Consider the following 13903-nt stretch of genomic DNA (forward strand, 5'->3'; position numbering starts at 1 on the left):
GACTTCAAATTTCTTCAGAATAAGCCCCTCACCTGGATACCGGTATTGACCATACCAGTATCGTCCATTGCCTTGTTCACCATGGTAAGCACTGCAACAATCCCGGTTCAGTCCAGACGTCAATGTCGTTCGTCATCCTGATTCTAAAAGGTATACCCGATGAAAACCGGTCAATTCATCCTCACGCTTTTTGCCAGCCTGATTACCATGAGCAACGCGATAGCAGGCGGCTTTTCAATCCAGAGTCAGGACCTCGCAGACGGGCACTTTAATGATGCTCAGGTATCCGGGAGCTTTGGGTGTCACGGTGGGAATATCTCTCCGGCTATAAGCTGGTCTGGCGAGCCGGCAGGAACCCAAAGCTTTCTTGTCACGATGTACGATCGCGATGCGCCTACCGGCTCGGGATTCTGGCACTGGGTCGTAGCGAATTTGCCGGCCAGCGTTCACACGCTCGCCCCTGGCGCTGGGACCGATGCCAGCAAGCTTCCCGAAGGCGCAATGGCAGTCAGGAACGATACCGGCAAGACAGGATACCTGGGACCCTGCCCCGCTGAAGGCGAAAGTCATCGCTACGTCATCACGGTCGCGGCGCTTAGGGTACCCAATCTGCCAGTCGATAACACTGCAACGCCTGCGGTGGTCGGCTTTGTTGCTCACTATCAAGAGCTAGCAAAAGCGGCGATGACGGTCCAATACGCTCGCTAGATCTTGGTCTGGATGGATCTGATCAGACTATTGCGCGACGGTAGACGAATTCAAGATCCTCTGAGCCACCGACTTCAAAGCTGTATGTGCCGACACGCTCGAAACCTGCCTTCTCATAAAAGGAAATAGCTTTCGTATTACCGGACCATACGCCAAGCCAAACCGGCCCGGGACGTTCCTCCGCAAGATAATCGAGTGCGGTGTCGAACAACGCCCGGCCAATACCTGTACCTTGAGTAGCGCGCCGGAGATAGATTTGATGTATCTCCCCAGCAACGTCAGTCACTTCGGGATGCGGAAGCTTGCACGGCCCAACGTGCGCGTAACCAACCAACTGGCCGTCCTCGCGTTCGACCACCCATGTTCGATGGCCGGGATCGTCGAGTTGCTTTGCGACCGTTTCCACCGAGTAGTTTTCAGCCTCGTACGCGGCTAGATCGTCAGGCGGGTAGTCGATACCGTACCCCTCTGAAAGGAAGGTTTCGCGAAATGTGTCGCGTTTCAACTCGGCAAGTGGTGCTGCGTCGGTTAACGTGGCAATGCGGACTATCATTGATGCTCTCGCGGTTCAGTGATTGGACGAACAGGTTAACTCGTTGCCACCAACCAGTTCCGGGCGACCCATCTTGAACCAGGCTTTCGCGATCTTGCCGTTGGCGACCTCATAAATCGCAAGCACATCGATTTCACCCGGGCCTTCGGGGAACGTCCGCGTCACACGCTCCTGATCGACGACGATATTTCCAACTGCCGCACGGTGAATCAGCCGGCCGAACAGATTGGATTCCTTGAAGCGCGTGACATGCCGTTCCCGAATCTCCGCAACACCACGCGCAAGCAGGCGGGAGGGAAATTCATAGTATTCGCAGTCATCGGCCCACCACTGCATGAAAGCATCGATGTCACGCGCGTTGTAGGCGTTGAGTTGCTGCTCCACCGGGAACTCTACCGAATCTAAAACAGATGCTTGATTGGTCATTAATTTGGTCCTGTCAAAAGCAAAAAGAGGCCGTCGATTCTAACCCTCCTCACTATCCCGTATTCGTCAAAGCCACAACAAAGTCAAGAAACACCCTCGTCTTGGCCGGCATGTGATACCTCGATGGATGGTATGCATAAAGCGGGAAGCGCTCATCCGGCCAGTCTGGGAACAGGTTGACAAGCCGCCCCTCCCGGATCAGATGCTCCGACCCGAGGAGCAGCATCTGCGCGACGCCGGAGCCGGCCAGACATGCGTTTAGGAGTCCGCTCGGATCATTCACCGTGAGCCGTCCATGGGTTTCGACAACCAGCTTTTTGCGCTTGCGATGAAACTCCCACACATACGGCTTTCCGGTTTCCGGGTTCCTGAATTCGAGGCACCTGTGCGAGCCGCGCCCCAGCTCCTGGGGCTCCGCTGGCCGCCCCCAGCGAGCGAGATACGCAGGCGATGCGACAGTGACAACCGCCGTCTCAAGCAGCTTTCGCGCAATCAGACCGGATGAGCGAGGCTCGCCAAATCGCAACGCCAGATCGAAGCCGTCCACGATGAGATCGCCAAGCTGATCTCTCGCAATCAGTTCGAGCTCAAGCTCAGGATGCGCATCCATGAATTCGTCCAGCTTCGGGCCTAGGATGATGCGCGAAAAAACCGGATCGAGATTGATTCGCAGCTTCCCGCGCACTGTCGCGACGCCTCCTGCCGCGGCTGCGGCCGCCTCCTCCATTCCTCTCAAGTGCGGCATGACCTGCTCGTAGAAGCGTCGTCCCTCTTCAGTAAGAGAAACCGCGCGGGTCGTCCGATTAAAGAGCCGCGTTTTCAGCCGTTTTTCGAGCCGGGCAATGGCCCGGCTAACCCCGGGTGGCGACATGCCTATCAATTCGGAGGCGGCGGCAAACGTGCCAACATCAACCACGGCAGCAAACACGCTGATACCGCTAGAGAGATTCTCGCTGGACGATCTCATACTCGCTGGCCCTGCACAGTGCGTCAAAGATCTCACTATGACTCATTAGTGACTATCAGTCATCTCTTAAGTGCCATTCATGTCATTTGGTTTCCTGTCGCGTTTCCCCACAATGCATCCCGACAGTTCGGAAAACACTGATCTACTCTACGTAGGGAGAAGCGGAAATGTATGCGATTACAGGAATCACGGGAAAAGTGGGCGGCGTCGTGGCGCGCACGTTGCTCGAAGCGGGTCAGCCGGTACGCGCCGTTGTGCGCGATGCCGGTCGGGCGCGCGCGTGGGCGGAGCGCGGCTGTGAAGTGGTGACGGCCACCATGGACGACAAGGTGTCCCTTGCTGCCGCTTTCGAGGGCGCGAGGGGCGTCTTCATTCTGCCGCCGTCCGAATTCGATCCGTCTGCAGGCTTTCCCGAGGCACGCGTCATCATTGACGCCGTCCGCGCGGCGCTTCTAGCGGCGAAGCCGGAGAAGATTGTCTGCCTGTCGACCATTGGCGCGCAGGCCACCGAAACCAATCTGCTCACGCAACGCACGCTGATGGAGCAGGCTCTTGTCACACTGCCCGTGCCGGTCACGTTTCTGCGACCGGGCTGGTTTATGGAGAACGCAGCGTGGGATGTAGCGCCGGCCCGCGACAAAGGCGTGATCCCCAGCTTTCTGCAACCGCTCGACAAGGCTGTGCCGATGGTCGCGACGGCGGACGTCGGCCGTGTCGCCGCGCAACTGCTCCGTGAGACATGGAGCGGCGTGCGCGTCGTCGAGCTGGAGGGGCCGCGTCGCGTCACCCCGAACGACCTCGCGGCCGCGTTTGCGCAAATCCTTGGGCATCCGGTCGCAGCCGAGGTCGTCAAGCGCGATACCTGGGAGGCGCTGTTCCGGTCCCAGGGAATGAAGGAACCGATGCCGCGCATGCGCATGCTCGACGGGTTCAATGAAGGCTGGATCGCTTTCGAAGGCAAGGACGCCGACATCGTCAAAGGTGAAGTGGAACTGGAAACTGTCCTGAGTAACCTCGTTTCGCAGGCAGGCTAACACCAACGCAACCGGCGACGCGGACAGCATGTCGCGTCGCCGGCCACCTTCCGCTCATTGATTCGAGCGGGACGCGTGCTCCGTTGCCTTCACACCCCGCCGCCCGCCACGCGCTGCTCCCGCCACTTCACTCACACACAGCGCCAGCGTACCAACCGCCGCCGCAATCTGCTCCGCGGGCGTATTCCCGTAGCCGATCACGAGACCGTTGTCTTCGTCGCACGGCTGCAATGCGAAGCCGGAAAGCGCTCGCGCATTGATCCGTTGCTGCTGCGCGAGTTCGACGACCGCGCGATCCGATATATCCGGCGGTAGCCTCAGCGTCAGATGCATGCCGCAATTGCCGCCAAGAATCTGCGCGGGTTCGAAGTGCACCGCCAACGCCTCGCGCAAGGCCTGTTGCCGCTCCCGATAGAGACGCCGCATGCGCCCGAGGTGGCGGCCGAATTCCCCCGCTTCGATAAAGTTCGCCAAGGCCACCTGTTCGAGCCGATGGCCACCGCGCAGCAACTCCTGCAACGCAATCTGCGTCTGCGCAACCATGCTGCGCGGCAGCACCACAAAGCCAATGCGCAAGGCCGGAAACATCGTCTTGCTGAACGAGCCGACGTACAAGACCGGCGCGTCCGGCACCAGCCCCTGCATGCTGGCGATCGGCTCCCCAGTGTGGCGAAACTCGCCGTCATAGTCGTCCTCGATCAGCCACGCGCCCGCGCGCCTTGCCTGCGCGATGAGTTCCAGCCGCCGCGCCACCGAGAGTACTGCGCCGGTCGGGTACTGATGCGCGGGCGACGTGTAGATCAGCTTCGGCGGACCGTCCCGCCACGCCTCCGGCGGCACGGCCATGCCCTCCTGATCGACACGCATCGGCACCGTTTTCAGATCGCCGAGATTGAAGGCAGCCTTGGCGCCCCGATAGCCGGGATCTTCGACCCACGCGACGTCGCCGGGATTGGTGAGCAGGCTCACACACAGGTTGAGCGCTTCCTGGGCGCCTTCGGTGATGACCACCTGCGAGCCGTCGCAACGCACGCCGCGCGCCATCCGCAGATGCGTCGCAATCGCCTCGCGCAAGGCCGGTTCCCCAGCGGGCACGCCGTAGCCGAGCAGATCGGGCAAGGCGCGCTCCATGGCCCGCTCAAGCGAGCGCCGCCAGGCCGCGAGCGGAAAACGATCCAATGCCGGGGTGCCCGGCGTCAACACCGCAGTCGTGCCGGAGTGCGGGGCAATGGCGGAAAACGGCGCGAGCCGCGCCGCGTAGGCGACCTCGGCGGCAACCGCATCCTGACGAACTCCTGCGCCGGACGTGTGGCTCGACAGCGGACTCACGCGCGTACCCCTCCGGTCAGCCAGCACGTAGCCTTGGGCAAGCAAATGGTCGTAAGCGATCACCACGGTGTTGCGCGACACCCCGAGCTCCGCCGCGAGCAGCCGCGACGCCGGCAAGCTCGCGCCCGCCGGCAAACGCCCGGCCAGGATCGCCTGCTGCAAGCGCTCGATCAACTGTTTCTGCAATGGCACAGGCTTGCCGCCCGGCGTCACAGCGCCCTGCTTCAACGGGCCTATGATTTCGATCATGGTGTCTGGACCTATCAAATTCCGGTTTCGTGGATCTTTTTAACATACCACGTTTGGCGTATTGTCTCTGCTGAAGACTACCGGTGCAGCATCGGATTAACCGCGCAAGGAGCAACAAGTGGCACAACGACTCAACGAATACCAGCAGCCGATCGGCATGCCGGTGCCTGACTGGAAGGGCGCGCAATTGCCTGGACGCGAACCGCTCGTCGGCCGCTATTGCCGAATCGAACGAGTGGACGTGGAGCGGCATGTCAAAGACCTTTACGAGGCCTATAGCGAAGCCACCGACGGCAGCGACTGGACCTATCTGGCCGTGGGGCCGTTTCAGAGTCTCGAGGCGTATCGCGAGCATCTGACCAAGGCGGCCGCACTTACCGACCCGATGCACCATGCGGTGATCGATCTGGCAACCGGCAAGGCCATCGGCACACTGGCGCTCATGCGCATCGATGCCCCGAATGGTGTGATCGAAGTGGGCCACGTCACTTTTTCGCGGCGCCTGAAACGCACCCGCGTCGCGACCGATGCGATGGCGCTACTCATGAAGTATGTGTTCGAGGGTCTGGGCTACCGGCGCTTCGAATGGAAGTGCGATTCGCTGAACGCGCCGTCGCGGGCGGCCGCGCTGCGCTTTGGCTTCAAGTTCGAAGGCATCTTCCGCCAGGCTATCGTGACGCGCGGACGCAATCGCGATACCGCATGGTTCTCGGTCATCGACAGCGAATATCCGGCCGTGCACGACGGCTTCACGCAATGGCTCGATGAACGCAATTTCGACGCGCAAGGGAATCAGCGCGAGCGCCTCGCGGATTTGATCGCACAGCGGCAAGCGCTGGCTGTAGAAGCCGGCGCTTGAGCATAAGGTTGTTTTAGCATGCGCCGGGTGTGCGCCCGGCGCATTCAGAGTGAGCGGGCCATCCGGCGCAGGTGGACGGTCGGCTTGCCTTTATACGCCCCTTGAGTCCACTCCACATAACCGCACTTCTGCGCTACCCGCAGCGAGGCAGTATTGTCCGGCGCGACGATGCAGGCGGTATCCTCAGCGGGCCATTTTGCATCGGCCCAGCGCAGCGCCGCGCGCACCGCTTCGGTCGCATAACCCCGTCCATGCGTGGCGGGCACCAGCGCCCAGCCCACTTCGGGCATGTCGTCGAGCGGAGGCTCGATCGCCCGGCGGAAATTGGCAAAGCCCACTTCGCCGACAAAGCTGCCGCTCGCCTTGTCGCGCACCGCCCAGTAGCCGAAGCCCAGCAGCGTCCAATGACCGGCGTAACGCAGCAGGCGCGCCCACACCTCCTCACGCGTGAACGGCTGACCGCCGATGAAGCGGGTCACTCCGGAATCGGACCACATCGCAAAACTGTCGTCGTAGTCGGCGAGGCCATGAGGGCACATGATGAGGCGATCAGTTTCCAGGACGGTGTCGAGCTGGGTCATGGTGGGGATTGGAGAGGATCGTTGGGGTGCCTGCGATGATCGCAGATTTTGTGAGGATTGGGTGTGCATAGATGACCTTAAGGTGAGGCACCTCGCTTTGCTGGCTGGTCGCACCATGATCATCTGGCTCCTATCGCATTCTGCCTGGATCCGGTTGGACGAAAGTCATAAGGCGCATCGAACCACCCTGCATGGCGTGGCAAATCGACCACCGGTCGCCCGCTACGGTTCATTCAAAGATGCTATCGTTACAACCATGATCCGGTCTACATCTCCGCGTCATATAAGAAGGACTATTAATTAAATTGAGATTACTGGTTATCAATCTCGCCGACTGCGGCTTCACGGTCTGGCGGGCGGTACCAGGAGGGCCAATAAGAAATGCAAATAGAAGAAAATCATTTCCTCATTCTAGATCGGTACGCGGACGCCGCTCCGTTTCTCCGGGCAGTTGTCGAGGCGGCAGATCGAGAAAAGAACGCTCTGGGCTTCTTCCCAGCGAGTGTCTTCAACGACTTTGCCCGGAAAGAGCAGTTATTCGTGGCCGTTTTCCCACAAGCGACAACCAGCATCTATGCCGGACACCTGCTGTTTGACGCTCGACATCCAAAGGCGCACATACTGCAGATTTTTGTCCCGCCGCAATTCCGAAAGCGTGGCGTGGCCGAAGGCATGCTCGACCATCTCAAGAAGCAACTGGCGGAGCACGCGTTCATCTCGGTATACGCACGAGTCGCGGAAGACCTCACCGAAGCCAATGAATTCTGGCACCGCCATGACTTCTATGTGCAACGCATGGAAGCGGGCGGGAAAACACGCAATCGAACAATCCTGGTCAGGAGCCACGAACTCGATACGCCGCAGCTTTTTGCGTCAAGCGGGATTAGAGTTGGCGATCCATTGGGACTTAATTTCACCACTGGCACAGATGTTCCGCTCTTCCTGCTTGATCTAAACGTGCTGTTTGATCTTGGACCGCGCAGACGAAGGAATGAAGACGCCCTAGACCTCTTCCGCGCGGAACGAATGGGCTCATGTCAACTGGCGCTGAGCATGGAAATCAGTGCTGAACTGATGCGAACCGCAACCGAAGGGCGAACTGATCCAATGCTGGCGTATGCACGCATTTTCCCAACCTTCCCATGCCCCGACGAAAAGGATTGGAGCAGCCTCGCCACTCAACTCGGTTCGGTAGTTTTCCCGGTGAGGCATCAAGCCGGAACCTTGAGCGCCAACGACGTTTCCGATCTTCGCCATCTGGCAACCGCCATTCATCACCGACTCGCCGGCCTTATTACAAACGATACGGCGATCTTGAATGCAGCCGCCCGACTGAAACAAGACTATGGCATCCAGATCATCTCGCCCGCAGCCTTCAAAGATCTGAACACCTGGAGCGCTCGCGAGGAGGTCTTCGAAACGGCATCGAACGACACCCTGGCGCTAACGCGAGTAACGGCCGATGACAATGCGGCCGTTCGTCAACTCCTGTCCGACCTGGGGCTTCGCGGCTCAGCTATGTTTTCTACGTGGGCCGCGATAGATTCAAACGAGCGCGTTTGTATCAGGCAGGGGATATGGCGGAATGAAGCGCTCCTGGGGTATTTGACGTGGCCGAAGCCCGCGCCAGGAAGCGGCATTCATGCACGTATCGGCGTTGACGAAACGCAATCCAACGCGCTGAACGTCGCTCGCGTATTGCTACGCCACCTGATCGAACAAGCGTCGACTTCGGGAGCCACGCAGATCAGACTCGAATTTCCTTCCCATCAAGCGCAGGTGCGCGAAGTTGCTTCGACACTCGGTTTCGGCGGAACTGCGGCGGAAACCTCACTTACCAAGGTGGTGCTTGGGAAAGTGGTCACAGAAGCGAACTGGAGCGAGTGCAACAACCAACTATTCGAGGCAACCCGCCTACGACTGCCCGGCTCGCCGCCAGCCTTCCGAAGCGTCGATCAGTACCTTCGCCTAATGAGGCCCGACGGTAACCCGGTTCACATGCCGCTGGTAGCGCTCGAATCGCTTCTGGCACCGGCCATTATCGCCTTGCCTGGGAGGCCCGCGGTGATCTCTCCCGTGCGCCGGGACTTCGCCGAGCACCTGCTCGGTCATTTGCCACAGAAAAGCCTGCTTCCTCGCCCACGCGCGGCCCTACACAGCGAGAAGCACTATCTCAGCGGAGAAAAAACGCTCAAGCAGTTTAAACGGGGCCATCTGGTCCTGTTCTATGAGTCCGCGGGAAACGGAGGACTAGGGGCCGTCGTCGCACTTGCACGTGTGCAGCATGCATATCTAAAATCCCAACAGGCCATGGAGCGAGCCGATCTAGACCCCTCCGTTCTCGATGCCGCCGGACTCGCAGCAATCGGCAACTCGAAGATCAAGACGGTGACGGTCTTCGACAATCTGATCTGCTTCAAACGCCCGGTGCCCCGTGCCACACTCGAGTCTCTTGGCTGCGGCAGCCCAACTCAACTGCTTACCACCCGCGAAATAAATGACTCACAGTTACAAGCAATCCTCGCTGAAGGATTCGGCCATGGATGAAACGGAACATGTCCTTATCTCGCTAGAAGAACGTCACGCGGAGAATATCTTCGCGGGGAAGAAACATGTCGAGCTTCGGCGGCGCGCCATGAACGTCAAGGCAGGCACGATCGTATGGATCTATGTCAAATTGCCCGTTGGACGCGTAGTCGGCTACGCCAAGGTGAGTGCCGCGCACTCGCTCGCCCCTTCGACACTATGGAAGCGGTTTGCCGGCGTCTGCTGCATCACGCGCAGCGAGTTCTTCGCGTACTTCGAAGGGTTATCCAAGGGCTTTGCCCTGGGTCTGCAGGATCCCGAGCGTCTCGCAGGTACCTTGTCGTTGGTGGAATTGCGGGAGGCCTCGGCAGGTTTCCAACCGCCGCAATTCTTCGTCCGCCTCCCGCCAGACAGTCCGCTATTGCATGCGATCGAAGAACGAAGCGGGCGGCGCTCCCACCTATTTTCATGAATTCGATCCGCTGGATCAGCGTACTCGCACCCCATTGCCCCCACCCTAAGCCAACTCCAAAAACCGCGCCAGACACGGATTACGATTCACCGGCGACCACACCAGCACCTGCTCGATCAACGGCGCATCGGCCAGCGGCCGGAATACCACGCCGGCGAGCTGCGCCTTGCGCATCGAAGCCGGCACCAGCGCGACACCCACTCCCTCGTCGACCAGGCTCAGGACGGTCTGCTGCAATTGCACTTCAAAGCGGATATCCGGCTCGAAGCCGCCCGAGCGGCAGTGCTCCAGAATGGCGGCCCGCAGGGTCGGCGCGACTTCCTCAGATGCCAGCACGAAAGGCTCGCCGGCCAGTTGCGCAATCTTCAAGCGCCGCGCCCGCGCGCGCGGATGGCCGCGAGACAGCGCTACACACAGCGGCTCGCTAACAAGCGTTCGTGTCTCGAGTCCCTTGTTCGGTGCACCCGGGAACATGATCGCAGCGTCGATCTGGCCGGCCAGAACCTGCGCGGCGAGATCGTTCGAAACCACTTCGCGCAGATTCAGCGCCACCTCCGGGTACGCCGAACCATAGGTGCGCGCATAGCCAGGCACCACGCTATACGCCGCGCACATCGTAAAGCCGATTGCCAGCGTGCCGGCGTCTCCGTGTGCCGCGGCTTGCGCGTTGCGCGCGGCCTGCTCAATGGCGCCGAGAATCGCCTTGGCGTCTGCGTAAAAACGCTCACCTGCTGCCGTCAGCGTGACGCTGCGTGGACTGCGCTCAAGCAGCGTCACGCCGAGGCTCGCCTCCAGCGCCGCCAGTTGACGGCTCAAGGGCGGCTGGGAGAGGTGAAGACGCGCCGCGGCCCGGCCGAAATGGCGGGTCTCGGCAAGCGTCACGAAGTAACGAAGCGGCTTGACGTCGATCATGATGCAAAAAAGGTATTGTTGGTCACCAGAAACGGTATTTGATTGTATCAACGCGAACCACTACGCTGGCGCATCGTCTTTTCCTTGCCCACTGATCCGCCACGCCGATGTTATCGACCCTTGAGATTCTGCTTCCTGTGTTCGGCCTGATTTTTGCGGGCTTCGTTTGCCGCAGGCGCGGCCTGCTGGGCCCGACTGCCGCTTCGGAACTGAACCGCTTCGTGGTCTGGCTTGCGCTGCCGGCGCTGCTGTTCGACACGATGGCGCACGCAACCTGGCATCAGCTCTATCAACCCGCGTTTGTTGCTACGTTTGCGCTCGCCTGTGCCGGCATCTTCGTGCTGATTCTCGGCGCAAGCCTGCTGAGCGGGCGCCATTTGGCCGACGCCAGCGTCGATGCCATCGCCGCTGCGTATCCGAACACCGGGTACATCGGCTTCCCGCTGTGCCTGATCGCCTTTGGCTCTGCCAGCCTGACGCCGACGACCATCGCGACCATTCTCGTCGCCTGCGTGCTGTTCGCGATCGCCATCGTGCTGATTGAAGTGGGTCTGCAGACCGAGCGCGCACCGCATCGGCTCGCGCTCAAGGTAGTGGGGGCGCTGGCGCGCAATCCGCTGATTGTGTCGCCGATCGTCGGCGTGCTGGCCGCCAGCATTCATGTGACGATAACGCCAAGCGCGGAAACCTTCCTGAAGCTGCTGAGCGGCGCGGCGAGCCCTTGTGCTCTCGTTAGTCTCGGGCTGTTTCTCGCCGAAAAGCGGACGGCCGCGGCGGCGAAGCCTGGCGCCGCGCTACTGCTCACGGGCGCCAAGCTGTTGTTGCAACCCGCCTTGACCTGGTGGCTCGCGGCGCGCGTGTTCGGGCTGCCGCCTGCGCTGGCAGGAATGGCTGTCGTGCTGGCGGCGCTGCCTACCGGCACCGGGCCGTTCATGCTCGCGGAGTTCTATCGGCGCGAAGCGCACATCACCTCGCGGACAATTCTGCTGTCCACGTTGGGGTCGCTGGTGACGCTCTCGCTGTTGCTGATGGTGACGCGGCAGGGCGGTTGATGGACACGAGCCGATGCCTGATCACTCCCGGGATCGCGTCTCGAAGATGCGCTCCGATTGGTGTACATCCCGGTAAGCAAGCATCTCGATCAAGCGGCGCTCCTTCTCTTCGTCGAACCCGCAGGTATATCGCCACTCGCGCGGGTTCTCGTAGGTCCCGAATAGCATGTCCCACCACGTGATATCGCCATAATTATTCTTATGACGGCCGTACCGATGATGAATCCGGTGCATTTCGGGTCGCTGAAAAAACAGGCCGCCCCAGCGAGGCGTGCGAATGTTCATATGGTAGAAAAACTCGCCAAGGGCCGTGCAGAAGGTATAAGCGCCCCCGGCCTCGATAGACAATCCGAGAAGCGTGTAGACGAGCACGCTACCAATAATCGAGTTCACCACCATCTCACCGGGATGCTTGTAAAACGACGTGGTCACCTCAAGACGCTGGGGGCTGTGATGGATTTGATGGAACGCCCGCCACAACCCTTAGCCCGACTTGATCGTCGCGCGTCACCACGCCGTCAAACAGGCGGCGTAGCTGCGGGCTACGCAAAAGACTCACTGGCGTAACCGTTTCACGTTTCCAGGGGATGCGGCCGAAATACCAAAGTTTCCAGAAGCGGAGTTCTGCTTGTGGCCAACGCGAATACAACGTGGCAAACGTCTCGATGTCACCGATCTCGATTCCGGTGGCTTCTCCGATCACTTCCCGAACGTATCGTGAACAGAACTGCCGGCGTGAATTCAGCTTGAATCCAGTGTCATAGAAGACACCCATGCGTCGCCGCGCAGCTACACGCACTTGTTGCGCCTCGCCTGATGTCAGCGGCTGCCTGAGACGCGCGACGGCAACCCGCCCTCCCTGCGACCGGGCAACGAACCGGCTCAGTCTCGTCAGGCGCGAGAAGGGAAACGTGCTTTCAGCAATCAGTGGTTCTTCGCCGGCAGTCTCGAAGACGATGCCCACATGATTGATCCAGGAACCCGTAGCGGCCGCAACCTCGCGAAACGGCTTCGCCGTGACGTGAATGCAAACGATATCCCCCACACATAGCCCTGCACCAAGCGAACTTACTGTTTCAAGGGGCGAACTCTCCAGCCCGGGAGCGCATGGCATCAGAAGAGAGCTTGTGCTCGCAGCAGCATCCATTGCCCGGCTTGACATGACCGACCTCCACGGTGGTTGGGATGGCCGGATTATGCTGCTGGGTATTGATATTTGCGCATCTATGCTCAAGCGTCGCCTACAATACGCCTCAAAGTATCACTTATCGATACCCGGATATGACCGAGATAGCCCAACTGATTACAACCATTAAACGAGAACTCAAGGCCCAGGGCTTGACCTATCAGGACGTCGCGCGTGGGCTATCGCTTTCGGAGGCAAGCGTGAAGCGTCTGTTCTCAAGCGAGCGGCTCACCGTGGAGCGCCTTGCACAGATCAGCCAGTTTCTGGGATTTACGCTAGCCGAACTCTTGTAGGAATCCTCATCTTTGGCGCCCAGACTCTCCATGTTGACGGGGGATCAAGAGGCACGACTCGTATCGAATAGCCGTCTATTGCTGGTAGCGGTATGCGCGTTTAACCGCTGGACGCTCGACGATATCGTGGCCGCCTACAAGATAGGCACGGCGGAGTGCCTCAAGCAACTCTTAACGCTTGATCGTATGGGCGTCATTGCACTAATGCCCGGCAATCGGATTCGACTCTGCATTGCGCGAGACTTCGACTGGCTGCCGGATGGGCCGATCCGGAGCTTCTTCCGGCGCGAAAGCCTGAATGATTTTCTGGCCGGTCCGTTCAACCGGACGCATGAGACCCTGGAGTTCGTCCACGGCATGCTGACTGACGCGGCACTAGCCCAGCTGCAGCTTGAACTCCGGCGCTTGCGGAGCAAGTTTGCCGCATTGCATGAGGAATCGGCCGCGGCTCCTTTGAACCAGAGACGTGGAACCGGGCTGCTACTGGCGAATCAGGAATGGGAGCCCGCCGCGTTCCGGCAATTGCGACGACGGCCGGCCGCTTGAGATTGGCCCTGCATCACACGCCGCAACCTCAAACTTTCTCCCCTTCCCCACCGCTCACTGTCGGCGCAAGCGCACTCACCAGCCGGCGATGTGCCTTGCCGGAAGACTCGGCAATCTGCCACGCAAACAGGCCCGGCACAAAGATCAGCAGATCGCGAATCCGCCGCGCGCCGGCCAGCGCAAGGCACGTCGCAGGATCAAGCCCCAGCG

General features: G+C 60.2%; 14 protein-coding genes and 2 pseudogenes. 7 read left to right on the plus strand and 9 right to left on the minus strand.

The genetic code is table 11. From position 1 onward, the window contains the following. Positions 1-159 precede the first annotated feature (159 nt). Positions 160-708: a YbhB/YbcL family Raf kinase inhibitor-like protein gene (locus FFS45_RS26645; RefSeq protein ID WP_249362935.1), complete on the plus strand. Its 549-nt coding sequence runs from the start codon at positions 160-162 to the stop codon at positions 706-708. A 22-nt stretch (positions 709-730) separates the two neighbouring features. Here the strand turns inward: FFS45_RS26645 and FFS45_RS26650 are convergent, their stop codons facing one another. The 3 genes from FFS45_RS26650 to FFS45_RS26660 are packed head-to-tail and all read right to left on the minus strand — an operon-like array spanning position 731 to position 2654. Then, positions 731-1261 (minus strand): GNAT family N-acetyltransferase, encoded by a 531-nt coding sequence (locus tag FFS45_RS26650; RefSeq protein WP_137957629.1) that lies wholly within the window; start codon positions 1259-1261, stop codon positions 731-733. A gap of 15 nt (positions 1262-1276) precedes the next feature. Further along, on the minus strand, positions 1277-1687 hold the full coding sequence (locus FFS45_RS26655; protein ID WP_137957630.1) for a nuclear transport factor 2 family protein: 411 nt from the start codon (positions 1685-1687) through the stop codon (positions 1277-1279). A gap of 52 nt (positions 1688-1739) precedes the next feature. Next, entirely contained in the window at positions 1740-2654 is a 915-nt protein-coding gene (locus FFS45_RS26660; RefSeq protein WP_137957631.1) for a LysR family transcriptional regulator, read from the minus strand. A 167-nt stretch (positions 2655-2821) separates the two neighbouring features. Here FFS45_RS26660 and FFS45_RS26665 point away from each other — a divergent pair, with 167 nt between their 5' ends. After that, positions 2822-3688, plus strand: a complete 867-nt coding sequence (locus FFS45_RS26665) for an NmrA family NAD(P)-binding protein (protein ID WP_137957632.1) — start codon at positions 2822-2824, stop codon at positions 3686-3688. 54 nt (positions 3689-3742) lie between these two features. Here the strand turns inward: FFS45_RS26665 and FFS45_RS26670 are convergent, their stop codons facing one another. Next, positions 3743-5266: a PLP-dependent aminotransferase family protein gene (locus FFS45_RS26670; RefSeq protein WP_137957633.1), complete on the minus strand. Its 1524-nt coding sequence runs from the start codon at positions 5264-5266 to the stop codon at positions 3743-3745. Positions 5267-5384: 118 nt separating this feature from the next. On the opposite strand from FFS45_RS26670, the gene FFS45_RS26675 reads away from it, so the two are divergent. Continuing rightward, on the plus strand, positions 5385-6125 hold the full coding sequence (locus FFS45_RS26675) for a GNAT family protein (RefSeq protein WP_171029764.1): 741 nt from the start codon (positions 5385-5387) through the stop codon (positions 6123-6125). A 44-nt stretch (positions 6126-6169) separates the two neighbouring features. Here the strand turns inward: FFS45_RS26675 and FFS45_RS26680 are convergent, their stop codons facing one another. Continuing rightward, complete coding sequence (locus tag FFS45_RS26680; RefSeq protein ID WP_137957634.1) at positions 6170-6706, minus strand: GNAT family N-acetyltransferase; 537 nt, start codon at positions 6704-6706, stop codon at positions 6170-6172. A gap of 381 nt (positions 6707-7087) precedes the next feature. On the opposite strand from FFS45_RS26680, the gene FFS45_RS26685 reads away from it, so the two are divergent. Next, positions 7088-9253 (plus strand): GNAT family N-acetyltransferase, encoded by a 2166-nt coding sequence (locus FFS45_RS26685; protein ID WP_137957635.1) that lies wholly within the window; start codon positions 7088-7090, stop codon positions 9251-9253. Continuing rightward, positions 9246-9704 carry a transcriptional regulator gene (locus tag FFS45_RS26690; RefSeq protein ID WP_137957636.1) on the plus strand — a complete coding sequence of 153 codons (459 nt, stop codon included), beginning with the start codon at positions 9246-9248 and terminating at the stop codon, positions 9702-9704. The genes FFS45_RS26685 and FFS45_RS26690 overlap by 8 nt, the downstream gene beginning before the upstream one ends. Positions 9705-9749: 45 nt before the next feature. On the opposite strand, the gene FFS45_RS26695 is transcribed toward FFS45_RS26690, so the two are convergent. Further along, positions 9750-10616: a LysR family transcriptional regulator gene (locus FFS45_RS26695; protein WP_137957637.1), complete on the minus strand. Its 867-nt coding sequence runs from the start codon at positions 10614-10616 to the stop codon at positions 9750-9752. A gap of 107 nt (positions 10617-10723) precedes the next feature. Here FFS45_RS26695 and FFS45_RS26700 point away from each other — a divergent pair, with 107 nt between their 5' ends. Then, entirely contained in the window at positions 10724-11668 is a 945-nt protein-coding gene (locus FFS45_RS26700; RefSeq protein WP_137957638.1) for an AEC family transporter, read from the plus strand. Positions 11669-11689: 21 nt separating this feature from the next. Here the strand turns inward: FFS45_RS26700 and FFS45_RS26705 are convergent, their stop codons facing one another. Then, entirely contained in the window at positions 11690-12100 is a 411-nt protein-coding gene (locus tag FFS45_RS26705; protein WP_249362936.1) for a sterol desaturase family protein, read from the minus strand. 1 nt (position 12101) lies between these two features. Beyond that, positions 12102-12764, minus strand: a complete 663-nt coding sequence (locus FFS45_RS26710) for a YebB family permuted papain-like enzyme (RefSeq protein ID WP_283204775.1) — start codon at positions 12762-12764, stop codon at positions 12102-12104. A gap of 185 nt (positions 12765-12949) precedes the next feature. Between FFS45_RS26710 and FFS45_RS26715 the strand changes: the two are divergent. After that, a pseudogene (locus FFS45_RS26715) lies at positions 12950-13693 on the plus strand (helix-turn-helix transcriptional regulator). A 28-nt stretch (positions 13694-13721) separates the two neighbouring features. On the opposite strand, the pseudogene FFS45_RS26720 reads toward FFS45_RS26715, so the two are convergent. Next, positions 13722-13903, minus strand: a pseudogene (locus FFS45_RS26720) (hypothetical protein); the annotation flags it as partial.

This window comes from Burkholderia sp. 4M9327F10, assembly GCF_005503145.1.
In the GTDB taxonomy this organism is placed as follows: Bacteria; Pseudomonadota; Gammaproteobacteria; order Burkholderiales; family Burkholderiaceae; genus Paraburkholderia.

Coding starts and splice junctions, on each gene's coding strand:
- FFS45_RS26660 (WP_137957631.1), bottom strand. CDS start 2,654: ATGAGATCGTCCAGCGAGAATCTCTCTAGCGGTATCAGCGTGTTTGCT.
- FFS45_RS26670 (WP_137957633.1), bottom strand. CDS start 5,266: ATGATCGAAATCATAGGCCCGTTGAAGCAGGGCGCTGTGACGCCGGGC.
- FFS45_RS26695 (WP_137957637.1), bottom strand. CDS start 10,616: ATGATCGACGTCAAGCCGCTTCGTTACTTCGTGACGCTTGCCGAGACC.
- FFS45_RS26680 (WP_137957634.1), bottom strand. CDS start 6,706: ATGACCCAGCTCGACACCGTCCTGGAAACTGATCGCCTCATCATGTGC.
- FFS45_RS26690 (WP_137957636.1), top strand. CDS start 9,246: ATGGATGAAACGGAACATGTCCTTATCTCGCTAGAAGAACGTCACGCG.
- FFS45_RS26655 (WP_137957630.1), bottom strand. CDS start 1,687: ATGACCAATCAAGCATCTGTTTTAGATTCGGTAGAGTTCCCGGTGGAG.
- FFS45_RS26650 (WP_137957629.1), bottom strand. CDS start 1,261: ATGATAGTCCGCATTGCCACGTTAACCGACGCAGCACCACTTGCCGAG.
- FFS45_RS26700 (WP_137957638.1), top strand. CDS start 10,724: ATGTTATCGACCCTTGAGATTCTGCTTCCTGTGTTCGGCCTGATTTTT.
- FFS45_RS26665 (WP_137957632.1), top strand. CDS start 2,822: ATGTATGCGATTACAGGAATCACGGGAAAAGTGGGCGGCGTCGTGGCG.
- FFS45_RS26645 (WP_249362935.1), top strand. CDS start 160: ATGAAAACCGGTCAATTCATCCTCACGCTTTTTGCCAGCCTGATTACC.
- FFS45_RS26685 (WP_137957635.1), top strand. CDS start 7,088: ATGCAAATAGAAGAAAATCATTTCCTCATTCTAGATCGGTACGCGGAC.